The sequence below is a fragment of the Streptomyces sp. NPDC058470 genome, from assembly GCF_042721055.1.
Classification (GTDB): domain Bacteria; phylum Actinomycetota; class Actinomycetes; order Streptomycetales; family Streptomycetaceae; genus Streptomyces.
The window spans coordinates 173,821-194,698 of record NZ_JBHXMF010000003.1 but is presented as its reverse complement, the minus strand read 5'-3'; the positions used below and the strand labels follow the sequence as shown (position 1 = coordinate 194,698).

At 67.2% G+C, this 20,878-nt stretch carries 18 protein-coding genes and 1 tRNA gene; 14 read left to right on the top strand and 5 right to left on the bottom strand.

The window, feature by feature from the left end:
* The first annotated feature begins 111 nt into the window (after positions 1-111).
* From ACFWP7_RS03455 to ACFWP7_RS03445, 3 genes are read left to right on the top strand one after another with little or no spacing between them, the layout of a single operon-like run.
* Complete coding sequence (locus tag ACFWP7_RS03455; RefSeq protein ID WP_384375276.1) at positions 112-1,659, top strand: flavin-containing monooxygenase; 1,548 nt, start codon at positions 112-114, stop codon at positions 1,657-1,659.
* On the top strand, positions 1,656-2,519 hold the full coding sequence (locus ACFWP7_RS03450; RefSeq protein ID WP_384375273.1) for an SDR family NAD(P)-dependent oxidoreductase: 864 nt from the start codon (positions 1,656-1,658) through the stop codon (positions 2,517-2,519). The genes ACFWP7_RS03455 and ACFWP7_RS03450 overlap by 4 nt, the downstream gene beginning before the upstream one ends.
* Positions 2,516-3,466, top strand: a complete 951-nt coding sequence (locus ACFWP7_RS03445) for an alpha/beta hydrolase (protein WP_384375270.1) — start codon at positions 2,516-2,518, stop codon at positions 3,464-3,466. The genes ACFWP7_RS03450 and ACFWP7_RS03445 overlap by 4 nt, the downstream gene beginning before the upstream one ends.
* A 31-nt stretch (positions 3,467-3,497) precedes the next feature.
* Here the strand turns inward: ACFWP7_RS03445 and ACFWP7_RS03440 are convergent, their stop codons facing one another.
* The 4 genes from ACFWP7_RS03440 to ACFWP7_RS03425 all read right to left on the bottom strand — a co-directional run bounded on the left by ACFWP7_RS03440 (position 3,498) and on the right by ACFWP7_RS03425 (position 6,300).
* The gene (locus ACFWP7_RS03440; RefSeq protein ID WP_384375267.1) at positions 3,498-4,523 is read right to left on the bottom strand and encodes a hypothetical protein; all 1,026 of its coding nucleotides are present in this window, start codon (positions 4,521-4,523) and stop codon (positions 3,498-3,500) included.
* Positions 4,524-4,668: 145 nt separating this feature from the next.
* Entirely contained in the window at positions 4,669-5,160 is a 492-nt protein-coding gene (locus ACFWP7_RS03435) for an SRPBCC family protein (RefSeq protein ID WP_384375264.1), read from the bottom strand.
* Positions 5,161-5,198: 38 nt separating this feature from the next.
* Positions 5,199-5,283 (bottom strand) — tRNA-Phe (locus tag ACFWP7_RS03430).
* A gap of 12 nt (positions 5,284-5,295) precedes the next feature.
* On the bottom strand, positions 5,296-6,300 hold the full coding sequence (locus ACFWP7_RS03425) for a bifunctional lysylphosphatidylglycerol flippase/synthetase MprF (RefSeq protein WP_384375261.1): 1,005 nt from the start codon (positions 6,298-6,300) through the stop codon (positions 5,296-5,298).
* A gap of 237 nt (positions 6,301-6,537) precedes the next feature.
* On the opposite strand from ACFWP7_RS03425, the gene ACFWP7_RS03420 reads away from it, so the two are divergent.
* Genes ACFWP7_RS03420 through ACFWP7_RS03370 form a run of 11 tightly spaced genes read left to right on the top strand, consistent with a single transcriptional unit; the run spans position 6,538 to position 18,548 of the window.
* Positions 6,538-8,121, top strand: coding sequence for an aldehyde dehydrogenase family protein (locus tag ACFWP7_RS03420; RefSeq protein WP_384375258.1), 1,584 nt, complete (start codon positions 6,538-6,540; stop codon positions 8,119-8,121).
* A complete protein-coding gene (locus ACFWP7_RS03415; protein ID WP_384375255.1) occupies positions 8,108-9,244 on the top strand; it encodes an acyl-CoA dehydrogenase family protein in 1,137 nt (378 codons plus the stop codon). Before ACFWP7_RS03420 ends, ACFWP7_RS03415 begins: the two co-directional genes overlap by 14 nt.
* Before the next feature lie 23 nt (positions 9,245-9,267).
* A complete protein-coding gene (locus ACFWP7_RS03410; RefSeq protein WP_384375252.1) occupies positions 9,268-10,530 on the top strand; it encodes an aspartate aminotransferase family protein in 1,263 nt (420 codons plus the stop codon).
* Positions 10,523-11,038 (top strand): type II toxin-antitoxin system RatA family toxin, encoded by a 516-nt coding sequence (locus ACFWP7_RS03405; RefSeq protein ID WP_384375250.1) that lies wholly within the window; start codon positions 10,523-10,525, stop codon positions 11,036-11,038. The genes ACFWP7_RS03410 and ACFWP7_RS03405 overlap by 8 nt, the downstream gene beginning before the upstream one ends.
* 14 nt (positions 11,039-11,052) lie before the next feature.
* Positions 11,053-11,529, top strand: coding sequence for a hypothetical protein (locus tag ACFWP7_RS03400; protein ID WP_384375247.1), 477 nt, complete (start codon positions 11,053-11,055; stop codon positions 11,527-11,529).
* Between the two features lie 12 nt (positions 11,530-11,541).
* On the top strand, positions 11,542-12,708 hold the full coding sequence (locus ACFWP7_RS03395; RefSeq protein ID WP_384375244.1) for a flavin-containing monooxygenase: 1,167 nt from the start codon (positions 11,542-11,544) through the stop codon (positions 12,706-12,708).
* Entirely contained in the window at positions 12,708-14,048 is a 1,341-nt protein-coding gene (locus ACFWP7_RS03390) for an NAD(P)/FAD-dependent oxidoreductase (RefSeq protein ID WP_384375241.1), read from the top strand. Before ACFWP7_RS03395 ends, ACFWP7_RS03390 begins: the two co-directional genes overlap by 1 nt.
* A gap of 17 nt (positions 14,049-14,065) precedes the next feature.
* A complete protein-coding gene (locus ACFWP7_RS03385; protein ID WP_384375238.1) occupies positions 14,066-15,439 on the top strand; it encodes a cytochrome P450 in 1,374 nt (457 codons plus the stop codon).
* Between the two features lie 40 nt (positions 15,440-15,479).
* Entirely contained in the window at positions 15,480-16,424 is a 945-nt protein-coding gene (locus ACFWP7_RS03380) for a diacylglycerol/lipid kinase family protein (RefSeq protein WP_384375235.1), read from the top strand.
* A gap of 4 nt (positions 16,425-16,428) precedes the next feature.
* Positions 16,429-16,971, top strand: coding sequence for a flavin reductase family protein (locus tag ACFWP7_RS03375; RefSeq protein ID WP_384375232.1), 543 nt, complete (start codon positions 16,429-16,431; stop codon positions 16,969-16,971).
* A gap of 38 nt (positions 16,972-17,009) precedes the next feature.
* Positions 17,010-18,548 (top strand): MmgE/PrpD family protein, encoded by a 1,539-nt coding sequence (locus tag ACFWP7_RS03370; protein ID WP_384375229.1) that lies wholly within the window; start codon positions 17,010-17,012, stop codon positions 18,546-18,548.
* Between the two features lie 147 nt (positions 18,549-18,695).
* On the opposite strand, the gene ACFWP7_RS03365 is transcribed toward ACFWP7_RS03370, so the two are convergent.
* A complete protein-coding gene (locus tag ACFWP7_RS03365; protein ID WP_384375226.1) occupies positions 18,696-20,312 on the bottom strand; it encodes a LuxR C-terminal-related transcriptional regulator in 1,617 nt (538 codons plus the stop codon).
* Positions 20,313-20,878: the final 566 nt, after the last annotated feature.

Here is a 20,878-nt window from a genome sequence, read left to right as displayed (position 1 = left end):
GAAACCGCTCTGCCCGTGCGAACAGGGTCAGTTCAGGGGCACGTCAGACCTGGTCTGGGAGTATCTGGGGGCCATCATTCGGGACAGGTGCGATGGGAGATCTGATCCCTCTTGAGTCCGAAGAACCAGAAGAAAACGACGGACGTCCTGCTCGGGACGTCCGAGCGGGCAGGTTCGTCAGCCGAACCGATCCGGCACACCAACATCCTCGTGATCGGCGGCGGGCTCGCCGGGCTCGCCGCCGCGATCCGCTTCCGCCGTGAGGGGTGGAACGACTTCCTGATCCTCGAACGGGGCGACGACGTCGGCGGAACGTGGCGCGACAACACGTATCCCGGGGCGGCGTGCGATGTGCCGTCCCACCTCTACTCGTACTCCTTCGCCCTGAACCCGAACTGGAGCCGGTCGTTCTCCCAGCAGACGGAGATTCAGGACTACATCGCCGGGGTGTCCCGCCGGTACCGCGTGCGCGACAAGCACGTGTTCGGGTGTGAGGTCCTGAGCGCCCGCTGGATCGAGGCCGCCGCCGAGTGGGAGGTCGAGACCTCGAAGGGCCTGTTCACAGCCGACATCCTGGTGGGCGCGTTCGGAGCGCTGTGCGAGCCCTCACGGCCGGACATACCCGGCATCGACACCTTCGCGGGTCACGTCTTCCACTCCGCCCGGTGGGACCACAAGACCGACCTCACCGGCAAGAAGGTCGCCGTCATCGGCACCGGCGCGTCCGGCATCCAGATCGTTCCCGCCCTCGCACCGAAGGTCGCCGAGCTCGAGGTGTACCAGCGCACCGCTCCTTGGGTACTGCCTCGCCTGGACCGCCGCTACTCAAGGATCGAACGGCTCGCGTGCAAGTACGTGCCGTTCTACCAGCGGTTCGTGCGGTCGGCCATCTACTGGGCGCACGAGGCACAGGCCATCGCTCTGACGAAGAACCCTGTCCTGATGAAGCCGGTCGGGCTGTTCTCAAGGGCGAGGCTGAGACACGCGGTGCCCGACCCGGCGCTGCGCCGACGGCTCACTCCGGACTACGGAGTCGGATGCAAGCGGATCCTGCTCTCCAACACCTACTACCCCACCTTCCGGCAGGACCACGTAAGCCTCGTCACGGAGGGCATCTCCGAGATCCGCGAGAAGTCCATCGTCACGACGGACGGCGCGATTCACGACACCGACGCCATCGTGCTGGCCACCGGGTTCCAGGTCACCGACTCGCCCACCTACCGCAGGCTCTTCGGGAAGGACGGCCGAAGCCTCGGCGACGTGTTCGACGTCGTGGGCCGGCAGTGCTACAAGGGCACCTCAATCGCGAACTTCCCCAATATGTTCCTGCTGGTCGGCCCGAACACCGGCCTCGGTCACAACTCGATGATCTTCATGATCGAGTCGCAGGTGAACTACCTCGCCGATGCCGTCGCGACGATGAAGCGACGGAGCATCCGCTCGGTCGAGGTGCGCACGGCGGCGCAGGAGAGCTTCTCGCAGATGCTGCAGAGCAAGCTGTCCCGAACCATCTGGAATGTCGGCGGCTGCTCCAGCTGGTACCTGGACAAGCACGGTGAAAACACCACGATGTGGCCTGGATTCTCGTACGAATTCCGCCGGATCACGCGCAAGTTCGACATCGACGCCTACCACGTTTCGACGCGAGGACCAGAATGACCAAGAAGTCACAGCACGCCAGTCTCGCAGGGAAAGTTGTCGTCATCACCGGTGCGGGATCGGGCATCGGCCGCGCACTCGCCTTACGTCTCGCCGCACTTGGCGCCGATCTCGCACTGTCCGACATCGACGTCGACAGCGTCCGGGCGACCGCCGGACCGTGCGAGGCCGCGGGCGCCAGGGTCAGGGTCGACGGGCTCGATGTGACCCAACGGGAGTCCGTCTTCGCGTACGCGGACGAGGTCCGCGGACACTTCGGCAAGGTCAACCAGATATACAACAATGCGGGCATCGCCTTTTACGGCGAGGTGGCGCACGAGTCGTTCAAGGACATCGAACGCGTTCTGGACGTCAATTTCTGGGGCGTGGTCAACATGACCAAGGCCTTCCTGCCCCATCTGATCGAATCCGGCGACGGCCACATCGTCAACGTCTCCAGTCTCTTCGGGCTGATCACCTATCCGGGGCAGAGCGCCTACAACGCCTCCAAGTTCGCGATCCGCGGATTCACCGAGTGCCTGCGCCAAGAAATGCTGCTCGCCAGGCACCCGGTGCACGTGACCTGCGTGCACCCCGGAGGAATCAAGACCGCGGTCGCTCGCAACGCCACGGCGTCGGAAGGCCTCGACGCGGCCAGCATCGCGCGGGTCTTCGACAAGCGGCTGGCACTGCACAGCCCCGAGATGGCGGCCGACACGATCATCGAGGGTGTCCGCAGACGCCGCGCGCGCGTCCTCGTGGGCGCGGAGGCCAAGGCCCTCGACCTGCTGGGTCGCATCGCACCCGTGGGCTCCCAGCGGTTCGGCACCTGGATGTCCCGGCTCATCAGGCTCGCCCCGCGCCCCGGGACAACCATATGAAGGCCCTACCGATGCTGCCGTTGCCGCTCGCGCGCGCGATACTGCACCCCTACTACCGCTTCACGTTCCAGCACCGAATGCCATGGTCCGTGCAGCGCGCTCTGCTGAACATCGTCGCCCGGATGCAACCGCTGCCCCCGGACACCTCCGTGGGCACCCTCCGCCTCGGCGCTCGCCCGGCCGAGCGGATCAGCGTCGGAGCCACCACTGGGACCGGGGCCGTGCTCTACCTGCACGGCGGCGGATTTACGGTGGGCTCGCCTGTCACCCACCGGTCACTTGCCGCGCACCTCGCCCGCGAGATCCGTCGTCCCGTCTACCTCTTGGACTACCGCCTGGCACCCGAGCACCCTTTCCCGGCGGCGCTGGAGGACACGGTCGCCGCGTTCGGCGCGTTGACGACCACCGAGGGCCACTCCCCCGGCTCCATCGTCCTGGCGGGTGATTCGGCAGGCGGCTGCATCGCGCTGGCCGCGGCGCAGCAGCTCACCACGGTTCGGGAGCAACGGCCCGCGGCTCTCGTCCTCATCTCACCGTGGGCGAACCCCAATCTGGTGGCTGAGCAACGTCGCGACCTCGTGGTCAACCGCGCCTGGGGCCTGGCCTGCACGGCTGCCTATCTTGGCGCCGGCGACCCTTCCGATCCGCGCTACGCCCCGCAGTTGGGTTCGCATACGGGGTTGCCGCCGACCTACCTCCATACCAACACCCGCGAGCTGCTGTACGCGCAGTGTCGCGATCTCGCCGTGTCCCTGCGGGGTGCGGGCGTCCCGCTGCGCTACGCCGAGAGCCCCGTCCTGTGGCACGCGGCCCAGGCCCAGGCGGGCCTGGTCAGGGAGGCGGCCGCGTCGCTGCGGGACATCGGCGGATTCCTGACGGAACACTGGTCGAGCCGGCAGTCGCACCCCGTCGACGACACCTCCCGCGACGGGGCCAGGCCCTCCTGACCACGCCGCACGGACGAGGTCGAGGAGAGCCTCAGGGAGAGAGTCCGCCTCCGAGCTCGAGGCGGCTCTTTCCCGGTTCGACTGCCGACAGACCGAGCTTCGACGCCCACAGCGCGGCGAGCTGCGCGGCCATGCCGGCCGCCGAGTCGGCACGCAGGCGTCGGCTCGTGGCGGGAGTGGCCACGGGACACTCAGGTTCCGCGGCACGGTCCAGCATGATCTCACCCGTCGTGGTGAACCGGCCGAACGCCGCGGTATCCACCCACCGGAGACCGTCGGCGGTGTCGCGGATCTCCAGTTGCAGCCGGCCGAAGAGGCCCACCGGCATCACTCCGCCGTCTGCGTCATCGACGATCCGGGCTCCCGTCGCGATACCGCCTTCCGCGTCAGGCAGCGCCCCCATCAGTTCCGCGACCGCACCCGGCGAACGCAGAGCCGCTGCCGGCGACGCGAAGCGAACCGCGCCGACCGCCGTGGACGGATCCGCGGTGGCCGCGGCGAGCAGGGCAACGTAGTAGTGCGCGAGCAGCCGCACCGTTGCCGCGTCGAGCAGCTCCTCGGCATGCCGGAATACGAGTTCCATCGACGATACGTCGACTGCCATGGCGCACTCGGCCACCGGCGGCCTGCCGTTCACTCGGAACGAGACCCCCTCGAAGGGCGGCCGGCGACTGTCCCTGGCGCGCCCCAGCCGCTCGACCTCGTCGCCGAGCGGCATGCCCCTCCGCGTGAGGCCCTTCGTCAACTGGGCGGCTACGCGTGCGACCAGCTCGTCGAACGGTTCGTCAGGACGATAGTCACCGATCAGCTCGTCGAACGGTTCGTCAGGACGATAGTCACCGATCAGCTCGACCGTGCCGACGCATTCGCCTGCGCGATCACTGGACGTCTCGGCTCCGTCGTCCGGCAACGTGAGGACGGTGAGGTCGCGCAGACCCGACCAGCGGGCGAGCAGCACCTCGAACCCGGCGAGCAGCACGGCGACCCGGGGTACACGGCAGCGCTGCGCCAGGCCTTCGACCTCCGCAAGCACGACCGGGTCCAGCGGGTGGCGCACGGTCGCGGCGGTGAAACGGCTTGTGGATCGCCGCGGTTGACCGGGCGACGATCGCGGTTTACCCGTTATCGGGCGGACGCATTCGACCACCTGACGATCCTTTCCATCGCGTCCCGCCCCACGGAGAGGTGGCGCGGTCGCCCCCCTACTTCGGGAGGTCGGCGGCGCCTCGTCCGGCGCCCGGGCGACGAGCCGCGTCATACTCTTCGGCCTTCTTCGTTATGTTCTCCGCCGTCTTCCTGGCGGTGGTGCTCACGAAAGGCTCCAACGTCTTCTCCAGCGCCCTGCCCGCGATACCACCCGGCAGCCGGAACTCGATGCGGAACTCCACCGAGCTGTGGGATTCGTCGACGACAGCGAAGTCGAAGCTCGTGGACGTATCCATTCCGGAGACCGACTTGTAGGCCACGTGGACGTTCTTCTCCCACTGAACCGTCTTGATGGTCGACTTCAGGGTGGACGGGCCGACCTTGGAGACGGCCTCGAAGACCGACCCGAGACCCTGGTCCAGTTCACCCACCGGCTGGTAACGCGACATTCCATGCCAGTATTCGACAACGTTTCGGTAGTCGTCGAGGTACTCGAATACGACGTCGACCGGAGCGTTGCAGGTCGCGACGAAACGGACTTCGGTCATGGCGGGATCCGTTCTGTGCTCGATCGGCTCGGACTGAGCGGAAGGGGCAGGATTCGAACCTGCGTGGGCGTGAACCCGACCGGGTTTCCCCGGACCTCGTTAGGCCGCTTCGAGTACCCTTCCAGGGTTGTGCATCTACACGATGTTCGTTGCTCGCACCACGCTCCACAAGGAGCGTGGTGATATTCCGCCGTCGAAGGCGAAGTACTCGGGCAACGGCGCCGTCGGATACCACTTCGACTTGTATTCCAGCTGGCTCTGCGCGGGATAGACATGATCGCCGTGGTCGGCGATGAGCCGAACTATTCGCGAGGCGGCACGGCTCGCGGTCGGGAGCTGATGGCTGTCATCCAGGCTGGTGAACGGCGTGAAGCCGAAGTGCAGCCAGGGCGCACCCAGTTGCCGCATATGATCGATGGCGTGGGAATTGATTGCTTCCATGACGCCCGGCGGGCTGTCCGGCAGCCGGCGACTCAGGTCATGCAGCCACCCCGGACGTGATCCGTAGGCGGGGGCGTAGGAGACATACGCGATCGCGGTGCCGTCGATCTTCCCGACGAACAGCTTCCGCAGCGGCTGCCACTGTCCACCGATCTCGCCTATCAGGAACGTCAGTTCCTTGGTGTGCTTTCCTTTTTCACGAAGCCACCGTGCATCGATCGTCTCGATGTCGTCAGCGCACTTGTCGGCATCCACCTCTGAGATTTCGAGACCTGCTCGCATGGCGCGGGAGATCTTGTTCCGCAGGCTCACGAATCGTTTTCCTCGAAGGCTGAAGTTCTCGAGGTCCACGGCGTAGGACGCTCCGACCTGGTTGACGGTGAGGCCCAGCTCCGCACACAACTCCGCGTCTGCACGTTGTAGTTGTACACCCACAATCCTGCGCCCACTCCGGTGCGCGTGTTCGAGGAATTTCGACTGCAGCTCTTCCCTGCTCGCGGTGTCGGTGAACGGACCCCCGAACTGAATCCACCGGCGGCCGTGCGGCCTATAGCAGATGAAACCCTCGATGCCGGGGCAAGTGAAGTACTCATTACCACGGTTGAGGGCAAGGAACGCGCTCGGGTTGTCCGCGTACCGCTCAAGAGCGGAAACCATCGAGGCGTGACCCTCCGGCTGGAGGGCGTCGGGCACCTTCATGCTCTGTCCCCACGTTCGGCGATTCGTTGGAACAGACACTAGCGATCCCGTCTGACGCCCCGCCGACCTCACGGACCGAAGGATGTCAGGGAGGATTCAGAGCCGTTGTCAATACTGCGATCGCGGCTCACTGACGCGGGCGGCTCACCACCGGCGAGCTGTCATCGGAAACTGGATTGCGGGGTCACTTTGCCAGCGAACGTCGAAGCCCATCGAATACCTTCACTGAGCAGCTACGTGCGCGGAAAGGACGTGGAGAGCGGCCAGTGGGTGTACGTACTGTCCACGCGTGCGGTCCTGGACGATTCGTTCGCGAGTCTCAGCCTCAAGCGAAAGCTGGAGGCCGGCCGGCTCTCGCCCGACGAGGCTCCGGCGGGAGTGATCGTCGGCCGGGTCGCGGTCGCCGAGAAGGAGACAACAGAGGACGCGCTGGCCGCCGCTGCCGAGGCGACCGCAATCTGGCGTTCGGTACCGCTCTCGACCCGGTTCGACGGCTGGATGGAGCTGCTGCGCGGCGTCATCGCGGAGCACGGGGACGAACTCGTCCGACTCCTGACCCTGGAGGGTCACCCGCTGGAGCTGGCGAAGTGGGAGATCTCCGGGATGCACGAACTGGCCCGGAAGGAGACCGCGGACTACCTGCGCGGCCAGCTGTGGCAGGAGTTCTCCATCGACGGCCGCCGCAACATCGTTCGGCGGCAGGCCGACGGCGTGGTGTGCATCACCCCGCCCGCGAACGCCCCTCTGGTCAGCGCACTCCTGGGCACCATGTGCATCCCCGGGGGCAACGCCGCCGTCGTGCGGGCGCCCCGTACCGCGCCCTTCGGCGTCACCTACGCGCTGCGCCACCTGATCGCTCCGATCCTGGACGAACTCGGCGCTCCGCCGGGCCTTCTCAACATCGTGTGCGGCCACCCCGGCCCGATGCTGGATGCGTGGATCAACAGCCCGCACGTCGACGACATCATGTTCTTCGGTGACGTCCCGAGCGGCCTCAAGTTCGAGCGCAGGTGTGTCGAGGCCGGTAAGAAGCCGATCCTCGAACTGGCCGGCAACGACGTTGTCCTGGTCTGGAAGGACGCCGACCTCGACCGGGCCGCCGACGCGCTCGTAGAGAGCTTCTACGGTTCCGGACAGCTGTGCATGATCCCGAACCAGGCGCTCGTCCACCCGGCGGTGGCGGACGACCTGATCGCCCGGGTCGTGGAGAAGGCGCAGGCGCTGCGTCCCGGCTACCCGGACGAGGAGGGCGTGCTGCTCTCTCCGGTCCTCCGTCACGACAAGTTCAACGACTTCCTGTCCGATGCCGTCGACCGCGGCGCGACCGTCGTCACCGGCGGCCACGGGATACAGATCGATGGGACCCGGGAGAGCTCCGGATTCTTCCTCGAACCCACCGTCATCAGGGTCGACGGCCTGCGGGACGCGCGCGAGCTGGATGTGGTCAAGCACGAGACCTTCTTCCCGCTGCTGCCGATCGTCGTGCCCGAGCGGACCGACGACGAGACCCTGTTCGACAGCTTCGTCCAGTTCGTCAACTCGAATCTGTACGGGCTGCGGAACTCGCTGTGGGCGCAGGACGAGTCGCTGATCGACAGGTTTGTCTCGGAGACGGTCAAGGGCGGACTGCTGAAGGTCAACGACTCGCACATCGCGTTCACCGCTCCGCTGCCCTCGCACGGCGGTACCGGTCTGACGGGCGGTGCCTTCGGCGAAGCCAACTACCCCGTGCTGCGAACCACGCACCTTCAGGGGGTTTCCATCGTCATGAACGGTTCCTCGCGACCCTCGGAGAAGGAAGAGAGCGATGCGAACTCTTGATGAAGCACGTGAGGTCTGCGAGACCTACCTGCCAGGACTCCTGGCCAAGCTGTCCGACATCCCCCTGACCGAACTCGAACAGCCCGGCAACAACGCCCTGGAGCTGTTCAAGGCAAGCGGCGGCCCAGCCCTGGTCATACCGAAGAGCTACTCGGGCTCCGGCGCCACCCCGCTGGAGGCGATCCAGGTCACCCGCGCCATCGGAGCCACCGCGCCGTCCCTGGCCGTGGCGTCGACGATGCATCACTTCTCGGTGGCGACCGTTTTCACGCTCGCCGAGAGCCTGCGATCCAGCGGCCTCGAATGGGCGCTGCTCGAGGGCATCGCCACGCAGAACCTGCTGGTGTCCTCCGGATTCGCCGAGGGGAACCCCGGGCAGGGAATCCTGTCGCCCACGGTCGGCGGCGTACGCAAGGACGGCGGCATCGTCGTCAACGGATCCAAGCGTCCCTGCAGCATGTCGCGCTCCATGGACCTGCTGTCGGCCAGCCTCTCGGTGCCCAGGGAGGGCGGCGGATCCGAGACCCTGTTGATGCTCCTGCCGGCGCAAACGCCAGGTGTGTCCGTGCATCCGTTCTGGGGCAGCAACGTGCTGGCCGGGGCCGAGAGCGACGAGGTCCGGCTGACCGACGTCTTCGTCGACGACATGCTGTTCGTTCCCACCGACGTCGGTCAGCAGGGCGAACTCGACGAGTTGCAGACCATCGGGTTCATGTGGTTCGAGATGCTGATCACGTCCTGCTACCTGGGCATGGCCAGCGCTCTGGTGGAGCGGGCCTTCGCGAGCAAGAAGCTCGGCGCGGAGCGGGTGGCGGACCTGGGGGTGCGCCTGGAGACGGCGGCGCAGCTTCTTGAGGGAATCGCCCGGCAGCTGACCGCGAAGGAAGGCGACAACGCCGCCCTCACCAAGGCCATGATCGCTCGATACGGCGCGCAGGAGGCGATCGTCGACGCAGCCGGGAAGGCGGTCGAGGCGCTGGGCGGCATGGCCTTCATAAAGTCGCCAGAGGTGGCGTATCTGATCGCGGCCTGCCAGTGCGTCGCATTCCATCCGCCCTCCCGGTCGAGCACCAGCGGAGCGCTGGCCGCGAACTTCGCCGGCGACGTACTTCGGTTCGAGTGAGGACCAGCATGCAGAAGGACCTAATGACAGACAGCGAGCGGGTGGCGGCGGTCTATCGGCGCACCATGAGCTCGGGCCGGGCCCGCCTGGCCGAAGTCCTCGGTGGCCAGATGGAGGTCGAATCGTCGGGGGCGTGGATCACCACGAGCCAGGGCGAGAAGTACCTCAACGTCGGTGGGTACGGGGTCTTCATCACAGGCGCCCGCCATCCCACCGTGGTGCGCGAGGTCGAGCGGCAGTTGCGGTCGCATCCGATCGGCACGCGGATCTTCCTCGAGCCGGTGGCCGCCAGGGCGGCCGAACTCCTGACATCCGTAACTCCCCCGGGCCTTGAGCGCGTGCACTTCTCCGGCTCCGGGACGGAAGCCGTCGAAGCGGCGATCAAGATCGCCCGTCTCAACGGGCGGCGCCGTCTTGTGTCGATGACCGGCGGCTATCACGGCAAGACGCTGGGCGCGCTCTCCGTGACCGCCAGGAGCACCTTCCAGGCACCGTTCCGGCCGCTGCTGCCGGACGTCACCCACGTACCGTTCGGCGACGTCGACGCGCTGGCGGCGACACTCCGCCAGCACCCGGGCGAGGCGTGCGTGATTGTCGAGCCGGTGCAGGGCGAGGGCGGAGTGGTGATCCCGCCACCCGGCTATCTCCGCGCAGTGCGGGCGGTGTGCTCGGAGTACGGCGCGCTGCTCGTCGTCGACGAGGTGCAGACGGGCCTCGGCCGGCTCGGCGCGTGGTGGGGATGCGACGCCGAGGGCGTCAGCCCCGACATCCTGCTCTCCGGCAAGGCGCTCGGCGGTGCCGTGATGCCGGTCGCCGCGACCATCGCCACCTCCGAGGTCTTCACGGTCCTGGACCGCGACCCGATCCTGCACACGTCGACGTTCTCGGCGGCCCCGATCGCCATGGCGGCGGTCTGCGGCGCGATGCTGGCCATCCAGGAGGACGATCTGATCGAGCGCGCCGCCGCCCTCGGTGCCCGGCTGACGCCGGAGTTGGAGCGGATCGTCGCCGCTCATCTGCCCCACCACCCGTACGAGGTGCGTGGAGCCGGGCTGCTCATCGGAATCGAATTCGCCGATCCCGCGATGGCGGCGGATCTGTTCATGGCGCTCGTCACGCACAACGTCGTCGCGAATCTCTCGCTCAACTCGGACCACGTGGTCCGGCTCACTCCGCCCGCCACGATGACCGAATCCGATGTGGCGTTTCTTTTCGACCGGTTCGAGCAGGCGGTCACGTTGGTCGCCGAGCGGAACCCCGAGTACGAGGTGCTTACAGATGCGTAGCCTGGAATTGAAGTTGCGGTCCTTCGACGCCGACGCGGACTTCGCGTACGGACGGATCGCCAAGTTCGAGAACTACCCGGAATTCGTGGACGAGGTCCGCTCGGTAGTGGTGCACGAGAACAACGGCGAACCGCTCGTCAGCGAGTGGGACATCTTCTTCCGCAACGGTCCGTTGCGCTGGTCCGAGGTTGACTACTTCCAGCCCGAACTGCGCAAGATCGTATTCGAGCAGACCAGCGGCGACTTCGATGTGTTCCGCGGTTCATGGCGAGTGGAACCCATTGCCGGCGGCTGCGAGGTGACCTTCGAGGCGACCTTCGACTTCGGGATACCGAGCCTGGCCGGAGTGCTGGAGCCGATCGCGACCAAGGTCCTCAAGGAAGCGATCGCCACCATCGTGTACCGGCTGCTCGGGGAGGCGCACGTCGTCGGCGACCCCGCGACCGCCATGGCGGTGACCGCGCGACTCGGCGCCAAGCGCGAGCCCGACACAGCCCTCTCGGCGTAGGCGGGGGGACGACGATGGATCATCTGAACCGCTTCGAGAGCAGGGTGACGTTCCGGCTGCTGCGGTTGGAATACGGTGTCGCGCTCGTCGTGTGCTCGGCGCTTGCCCTGTGGCACATCTCCGAGGTGCGCTGGTGGCCCGCGGTGGTGCTCTTCGTCTATATCGACCTGATCGGCTACATCCCCGGTGCGATCGCGTTCCGACGTTCCAGGGACGGCCGGATATCCAAGGTCTACTACGTCCTCTACAACACGATGCACAGCTTCGCCACGCACGCAGTCGTCCTGGGCGTCTGGGCTGCGGTCGCCGGCTTCGAATGGGCCTTTCTCGCCGTGCCCATCCATCTGTGCGGTGACCGCGCGCTCTTCGGCAATTTCCTGAAGTCCTTCAGGGTTCGGTTCGAGCCGGTGGCGGTCCCCGCGTTCGTGGAGTTCGAAACACGAGTCGTCGTACAGGACAGCGCAGAACATCCGATGCCCGAGCGCGTCTGAGGTGAGGAATTCATGTCCGAGAGCAGTGAACGCCCGATCATCATCGGCGCGGGTCCCGGCGGCCTCGCGGTGGCTTGGACGCTGAAGGAAGCGGGTCTTAACCCCCTGCTTCTGGACCGGGAGAAGATCGCTTGCTCCAGCTGGCATTCGTACTACCCGTCGCTGCGGATGAACTCGTGGCGCCGGCTGAGTTCGCTGCCTGGTATGCGGCTTTCCTCGGAGTACGGCCCGTGGCCGATGCGGAACGACTTCCTCACCTACATGAAGAAGTACATCGAGGTCCTCGACCCCGACCTGCGCGGCGAGACCGAGGTCCATCGCGTCGACCGGGAGTCCGGCCGTTGGGTGGTGCGGACGTCGTCCGGGGATCTGCGGGCGAAGAACGTCGTCGTCGCAACCGGCCTGCACCGCAAGCCCTTCGTGCCGGACTGGCCCGGACTCGACGAGTTCGAGGGCGAGTTCCTGCACGCCCGGTCGTACAGCGTGCCGGACCCGTTCGTCGGCAAGGACGTCCTGGTGGTCGGCTGCGGACCGACCGGCATTGACATCGCCGTTGCAGTGGCGAACGCCGGCGCGTCCCGCGTCCGCATGTCGATACGCAACATGCCGGTTCTGTTCAAACTCAGTCCGAGCACCTCACTGCTGTGCCAGGCCATCAAGCACGGTCCGCTGCCGCACTGGCTGGTCAACCGGGCCAGTCTGCTGATGCACAAAATGCAGTGGGGCGACCTCTCGCAGTACGGGCTGGCCGCGCCGAAGGAGGGCACGATGGCCGGCACAGCCCGCATCGGGCACTCCTACGGCGCCATCGACCGCGGCCTGATTCCTGCCGTACGTGAAGGATCGATCGAAGTCGTCCCGGGCGTCACAGGGTTCGACAAGAAGGCCGTGCTGCTCGAAGGCGGCACGAACATCAAGCCGGACGTCGTCATCGCCTCCACCGGACAACGGCCCGACATGGAGCGCTTCCTGGGACACCTCAACGTCCTGGCGCAGCCCGGCGGACGCCCGCTCGTCCACGGCGGCAAGACCGCACCGCACGCGCCCGGCCTGTACTTCCAGGGCTACCGGCTGCCGCCCGGCCAGCTGCCCGACATGGCGGTCGACGCTCGGGCGATCGCCCGAGCGATCACCGAGACCCGTCGGTTCGGTCTCGCCGGCGCACTGCGGAGGCGGTGATGAACGGCTACGGGGCTCCCTGGGCAACCAGCGGGTACACGGCCACGCGTCCTCGTCTGCACGGCACCCACCGCTGCGATGTCGTCGTCATCGGTGCCGGCCTGACCGGCCTGTCCACCGCGGTCGAGCTGCTCGAACTCGATCCGGACCTTCGGGTGATCATGGTGGAGGCGGATCACGTGGCAGCCGGCGCGAGCGGCCGGGGCACAGGAATGCTCGGGCCCAGGGTCGGCCCCCCGCTGACCGTCGCCCGCCGACGGTACGGCGACAGCGCGGCACGCGCCTCCTATCTCTGGTCGGTCTCCGCGGTCCAGCATGTCCTCGATCTCGTACGCCGCCATCAGATCTCCTGCGATCTGCTTCCCGGGACCCAGCTCGTTGTCGCCTCCGACGAGGAAGCCGCTGAGGACCAGCGGCGGGAGGCCGACGCCGCCAGGGTCCTCGGACTGCCCGTCTCACTGGTCGAGCAGGACGCGCTGCCCGCCGTCGCGGCCCGATACGCCAGTGGGCTGCGGTACGCCTCTGCCGCGACCCTGGATCCGGCCGCGCTCACCGAGCAGCTGGCCCGGATCGGTGAGCAGCGCGGCCTCACCATCTACGAACGCAGCCAGGTGCGCGGCATCCGGCGGGGACTGCTCACCAGAGTCGTCACCGACGACGGTGAGATCGTCGCGGATCACGTCGTCGTGGCCGTCAACGCGTTCGGCGCCGCCCTGGGAGCGCCGACAGGCGTGGTCGGTCTGCGCGTACAGGCGGGAGTGACACAGAAACTCTCCGACGAGACGGTCGCAGCGCTGGACGGATTGCGCACGGAGCCCCTGATCGGGCACGGCGAGCTGTCGCCATCCTTCCGGCTCATCCCCGACGGGCGGATCGTGGTCGGTGGCGGGGCAGTTGAGCGCGGCCCTTTCGGTTCGATCGCCCCCGCTCCCGGAAGGCTCGAGGCGGCAGTGCGGGCACTTTCCCCCACGCTGGCCGACGTGGAGATCGAATCGTCCTGGGCCGGGCCCATCGCGGTGACACGCGACGGTCTTCCGGTCGTCGGTCACCATCCCGAGGACCCATGGCTGCACCACGCCGGCGGGTGCAACGGCCACGGGCTCGCCGTCTCGATCTACAACGGCGCCCATCTGGCGCGCTGGATCGTCGACGGTGACGAGGACGACCCGTCGGTCGCCCTGCCCTGGGTACGGCCGAAAGCACCGTGGGTGCCGCGCGGACGCCTCATGGACCGGGCGCTCGACCGCTACCTGGCGCATCTGACGGCCGCGGCCGGTCAGCCGTACGCACCCGTCCACGGCCGGGACGCCGAGCCGACCGGGCGGGGCACCCACGTATGACGGACGGAGAAACCACCATGAGCAACGCCGGACGCGACAACGCAGACGCCAACGAGCGGTTGATGACGTCGGCGTCGATCAGCAACGTGTCGATCGCGGAATCAATGGACCGTATGCCGCCCGGACCGTCGGACACGGTGCTGTGGCAGACGATCCGCTTCCGGCGAGGGCGCCAGCACTATCTGCCCGAGATGCACGACCGCTACGGGGACATCGTCACCCTGCGGGTCGTGCCGGGCGGGCCGTTCGTGATCCTGCGCAACCCCGAGCACATCAAGGAGGTCTTCCGGGGCGCGCCGGAGACCTTCCACGCGGGAGAGGGGAACTCCCTCCTGGTGCCGATAGTCGGCCGCCATTCGGTCCTGACCCTCGACGCCCCCGAGCACAAGCCCGCCCGCAAGCGCATGATGCCGCCGTTCCATCACGAGCGCCTGGCCGCACTGACCTCGACGATGAGGGAGATCGCCGAACAGGAGGCGCGCAGCTGGCCGATCGGCACGCCCGTCAGGCTCTTGGACAGGGCCTACGCGCTCACGCTCGACATCATGGTCCGGGTCGTGTTCGGCGTCGACGACCTGCAGCGCGCCGCCCAACTCAGCCGCGCGCTGCGCCAGGTGTCCGACATCGGCCTGTCGGACATCCTGGTGTGGATCCGGCCCGAACTCGGAAAGGTCTGGCCCTGGCGCAACGTCGTGCGCAATCTCGAACACGCCGACGAGCTGATCTACGCCGAGATCGCCAGGCGGCGGAAGGACCCCGAGCGTTCCCGTCGCACGGACGTCCTGTCGATGCTGCTGGAGGACGAGCCCAACGACGAGGTTGTGCGCGACGAGGTGATGACACTTCTCGTGGCGGGGCACGAGACGACAGCGGTGGCGCTCGCCTGGCTCTTCGAGCGGCTGCTGCGCCATCCCGATGTCCTGGCGCGGGTCCGCGAGGGCATCGACCAGCCGAAGGACGCGTACCGGACCGCCGTCTTCAAGGAGGCGCTGCGGGTCCGCCCGGTGATCCACAACGTCGCACGGCGCCTCACCGAACCGATCGAGCTCGGCGGCTACCGGCTGCCGGCCGGAGTCGCGGTGCTGCCGTCCGTGGGAGCCGTGCAGTCCGATCCGCGGCTGTGGGGCGCCGACGCGGGGGAGTTCCGCCCGGAGAGGTGGCTGGAGGGCACCCCTCCGCAGAACGCGTGGATCCCGTTCGGAGGTGGTGTACGCCGTTGCCTGGGCGCCATGTTCGCCCAGGTCGAGGTGGAAACGGTGTTGGCGGGGGTGCTGCGCGCCGTGGAGCTCAAGGCCGTCGACCCCGGTGACGAGGGCAGCGCCATGAACCACATCACCATGATCCCGAAGCGGGGTGCGCGCGTCAGCGTCGTGCGCAGGCTCGGTTCGTAGGCCTTGCCCCGATCGACAACACATCACGAGAGGTAGGAACATGACACAACGTCTGCGTGTCGCCGCGGTGGTCAATCCGGCGGCAGGTAGCGACGGGGATCGCCTGGTGGCCGCCTTGGAGGCGGTCGGCACCGCCGAGGTGCGGACCGTCAGGACCACGACCCCCGGCGATGCCGCCGACATCGCGTACAAGCTTGCCGCCGATGCCGAACCCCCGGATCTCATCGTCGGCGTAGGGGGCGACGGCACGATCTTCGAGGTGGCCACCGGCCTGTACCGCGCCGGCGACTCGGGCGCCCCCTCGGTGCCACCCCTCCTTGTCGCCCCGGGCGGCACCGGGAACTCCGTCTATCGCGGTCTGTGGAACGACGAACCGTGGGAGGCAGTGGCCGAACGTGCGCTGCGCGGCAACGCGACCGCCCGGACGATCGACCTCGCCAGAATTGAGCAGAACAACCACATCGTGGTCCTCGGCTCCGGCAGCGGGCTGTTCGCCGCGACTCTGCTGGCCGCCAGGAACCGGCCCGAGAAGGGGCGAGAGCTACTGATGGCGGCCGCGTTGGCCGCGATGGAGACGCATGAGCCCTACCCGGGGCGCATTTCCATCGACGGGGAGGTGCTCCATGAGGGCGGCATCGTCGAGACGATCGTGGGCGGATTCCGTTACCGGGGAGGGCTCTTGAACCTGGTGCCGGAGTCGATGGTCGACGACCGCCTGCTGGACATCACGGTCGTGACCTCGGCCGTGGACATGAATGCCTTCGCACAGGCCGCCGTCCAGGGCAACGTCTACGAGGTCCCCGGCATCCGATGGGGGCGGGGCGAGCGGATCACCGTCGAGCGTGTCGACGGGCAGCCGGTGTTGTTCGAACATGACGGAGAGGTCATGCCACAGACCACATCGTCGTACGACATCCGTGTCGTCCCGGCTGCGCTGACCGTGCTGACCGCGGCCGACGCGCCGCCGTGGTTCAAGGAGGGGTGATCCCATGGTCGGTGTCAGTCCTCTACGGCCGACGGAGTCGGCGTTGAACGACGCGTCCTGCCGTGCGTATTTCCGCAAGCTGACGGCCGGTGTCGCCATCGTGACCGCGTGCGGTGCCTCAGGGTGGTCGGGCACGACCGTGAGCACCCTGACGAGCGTGTCGATGGCTCCGCCCATCGTCCTGTGCTGCGTCTCCGGCGGCTCGCGGACGGTGGCCGCGATCCGGCACGCCGGGTGCTTCGCCGTCCATCTGCTGGCTGACGATCAGTCGTACCTGGCGAACAGGTTCAGCCGGCCGCCCAGCGACGGCTCACGATTCGAGGATCTGGGACACGAGGTCCGGCTGATCCGCGGAGCCCCGGCAATCGCCGGAACGCTGGCGGTCGGGTGGTGCGACCTCCACTCCCTCGAAGAGGTCGGCGACCATGTCGTCGTCTACGGACGGCTGACCGCCGTACAGGTCGGTGGCGGGCATCCGCTGCTCTGGCACGAGCGCTCCTACCGCGAGCTCCAGGAACAGACCGACCTCCTGGTCCGCACGGCGTAAGCCACCTCAACTCCACTGCTGGACAAGGGAATTCGACCATGACGTCCATGGCACCCGTCGACACTTCGACCGGTCCGCCCGGTGATGCGTTCGCAAGTCTGTCCACCAGGCTCGCCGCATGGGCATGCACGGTGACCTACGAGGACATCCCCGCGCACACATTGGCAGCGGCGCGCAGTCAGCTCATCTCGAACCTCGCGGCCGTCCGCGGCTCGTTGAACCACCCGGTCGGCAGGAAGATCATCGACGCGTTCGGTCCCCCGGTCCAGTCCGACGCCGGGCAGTCCGCGTATGTCCTCGCGGCGTTGGCGACGGCGCTCGACTTCGACGAGGTGGCCTACTCCGGGCATGTGTCCGCCGGGGCGGTGAACGTCGCGATCGCCGAGGCAGCACGCAACGGGCTCGACGGAAAGTCACTGCTGACCACGATCGTCGCCGCCAACGAGTGTGCGGCGCGTATCTCCGCCGCCACCATTCTCAGCCCCTTCTTCCGCGGCCAGACGAACACGCACTGCCACCTTGCGAGCGCGGCGGCGGCTCGCCTGCACGCACGGCGCGCGTCCCTGCCGGAGTGGACGGCAGGGCTGGGCCTGGCGCTCGGAATCCTGGCCGTTCCCCTCCACCACGGCGTCATGACCAGTGATGTCAAGGCGCTCAGCGCCGCGGCGCCGGTCCGCCTGGCACTCGACGCGTGCGATGCGGCGGCGCACGGGCTGGCCGGGCCGGACACGATCCTCGAACACCCCGAGGGGTTGCTGGCGTACCTGTCGGCGGTGCCCCTGCCGGATGCGGTGACCAGCGGACTTGGGCATCGATGGCACACCGACACGCTGACCTACAAGCGTTTCCCGGGCAGTGCCTACCTGCACGCGGCCTTCGACTGCGCCGAGCGCCTCCATCGGCAGCTCGGAGCGGTTGACGCATCGCGTGTCCGGCGCATCGTCGTCCACGGATCGTTGCTGACATGGCAGATGGAGCAGAAGGTTGCCTCAGCCCTCGACGGCCCCCGCACCAGTGTCTCAGCCGCGTCCCTGTCCGTCGGGTACGGCATCGCGACACTGCTCTTGACCGGAGCCTTCGGAGTGGAGGACCTCACCGCCGCGGCCATCGACGACGAGGCTCGCTGGTCCCTGACGGAAAAGATGGAGGTCGAGCACGACATGCGGCTGTCGGAACGAATGGCGCAGGCGACGTCCCCGCTGGGTGCGGCCTTGCGCCAGGCCGGCGACCGTGCGATGAACTGGCCGGAATTGGTGGCTTGGGGCGGTGATGACGTGCAGCGCATCCTGGCCGGACTGGGCACGCCGGAGGAAACGTTCGAGAACGCGACGATGGCCATCGGCGCCCGAGTCCGGCTCGAACTGGTCGATGGCACCACCGTGACCGAGGAGTGTGACGCGTTCATCGGATCGGCCGGCGCGGCAACGCGCCGGGATCACCGCGCCATCGTGGGCCAGAAGTTCCGCGCCGTCGGAGGTGCGGAAGACGTGCTGTCCGAGCTTGAGGGCATCGAACTTCTCGATCCGTCCCGGACAGCTCAGGCACTGCGCCGTGCCCTTCACGTTGACCGGGACTGACCTCGGCCCACGGACTGTCGGCGGGACGGGGATTGCCTGTGGGCCCATCGCGTGTCCGCGGGCACCACAGGCCGGCTAGGTCCTGTCGTCCCTGTCGTCACATTCCCGTCGTCGCCCGCGAGGCAGACGGGAATGTCACGACAGGACCTAGCAGTCCTGTCGTCGATCTACCTGAGCTATGAGTGGTCCGAGCTTGACGCGCGTCGATATGGAGAGCTTCCGGAAGATGTTGCGCAGGTGGAAGTTGACTGTGTGAGGCGAGAGGCCGAGCCTTTTCGCCACCTGCTGATTCGTCATGCCCCGGCTCACGAATCGCGCGATCTCGGTCTCGCGATGGCTCAGTGATGAGATCGGGCTCCCTTCTTGGGGCGTGACGGTAGCGGCTTCCGCCTCGGGCGCTTTCGCGTGATCGTGTCGCGCGACCGGTGGCGGCGCGGGGTGGCCGGGATCGCTCGGCTGCGGGACAGGCGGCTGGGAAGGACTGTCGAGGTGAGACAGCGCATGCGCCTTGGAAGGGCTGCGCGGCGATGTGGCACCGAGTTGCTGATACGCACCGAAGTCCAGGATCGACGACAACTCCGGCCTCCCACCCGCCAGTGCGGTCCGCGCGCTGTCCGCGGCGATTCCCAGCAGAGTGAAACCGGGGTTGTTGTTCGCCAGCCTCTCGATCGCCCGGAAGCAGCGTTCGGCGAGGGCGGTGTCCCCGGCCCGCTGCGCGACGGTGACCAGCCACGCCGGTCGCGACGGATCCTCGATCAAGCATGCCGAGTCGGTACTGAGAAGCTGCCAATTCACCCGGATCAGATCGGCGGCCGCACGCGGCCCCTCCCGGGCGGCAACAAGAGCGATTTCTGCGAAAGCGGCTCGTGCGATGGAATCAGGCAGAGCGTAATGGCTGGTTTTCGCGTGGAACGACTCCAGCAACTCGGCAGCCCGGTCCGCCTCGCCGAGTGCCAGGTGAGCGGTCGCCGCAACCGAGAGAGCGAGCTTGACACCGATGGCCGAGGCGGTTTCCTCGCTGATGCGTACGGCTGTTGCGGCGGACTCCGTCGCTCTCTCGAACTGTCCGGCCTGCAAGTGGAGCACCGCGCGCAGCGCTTCGGGCAGTGACCCGAACACAAGAAGGCCGCTGCCTTCGATGAGGCAGTCCAGGTCACGAATGACTCGGTTCGCCTGGAGAGAGATGTGCATGTCGCTGAGTTTCTTGGCGAGCAGCAGGCCGGCGTAAACGCGCCATATAGGGGGCACGTCGTGGGAGTGCTCGACGGCGGACCGACTCAGCCACAGCCCTCGCATCAGGCTTCCGGAATGCCAGTGTTCATCCGACTCGACGCACAGGGAGACCACCTTGAGCGAATCTGCCGTGTCGGACTCTTCGCCTGTTTCGGCCACCCGCCGCTCGGAGTCCTTGCCGATCATGGACGTCACCAGCAGCCGGAACGCGATCACATCACGGTAGACCGGCTCCGAAGTGTCCAGCTCTTCAAGGGCCTTGTCGACCGAGGACAGCGCGGCTCCGATCTCGCCCCGGACGAAAGACAGCCGTGCTCCGTCGAGCGTCCGAAGGATCTCTGGATGCAGCACCGTTGAATGGTAGGAATTGATGAGGTAGAGAATGTCACTCACGGACGATGGGTTGGAGGCATCGAAACTGAGTGATTCAACTATCTTCGGGCTCTCGCCGCTCCTCGGCTTTTCCATCAGTCTCCCCCGTTCGAGCATTTCAAGGTTGAGCTTGGGCACCGCCAGTCCGCCGATATCCATTCATCACGGGCCTCTCGCGGCCAACAGGTCCCTCGGGGACGTCCATCCCGTCGGGCGCCTCACGGCTCTTCAGGCGAGAGTGGCACCCAAATCCGCAGCTCATTAGGGAATCTCCACCGTGGAATCAGCTGTCAGACCCGCCCCGTACACGATTCAACACCGGCCCCTCTGCCCAGTTCATTGAAACTTCTACCGTCGAGACGGTCGTCAGTGTGACGATCCCTTGCACGCCCGACTGATCGTCCCCGTTACTCACGTTGCCCGTGCAACACTAAATCGCTCAGTCGTACTGCGGCTAGGCCTACCGGCGAGTCACTCGGATCTTCATATCGTTGCCTGATGTGCACTAATGGCCAATTTTCGATCCCTCGGCGGCGAGTGGACACTCCCCGTAGGCGCCTGACTCACCGTCGTCTTCCTCCGCCCGACCGGACCGGACGCCTGCCCGGACTGGAAGGACACCGGTCAGTCAGGCAGGCGGGAGGGGCAGCAGGGAGACGGTGAATCTCTTCGAGGTGTACAGCCTCACGGGGAGTGACCTCGCGCTGCGGCCGAGCTGGCCGAGT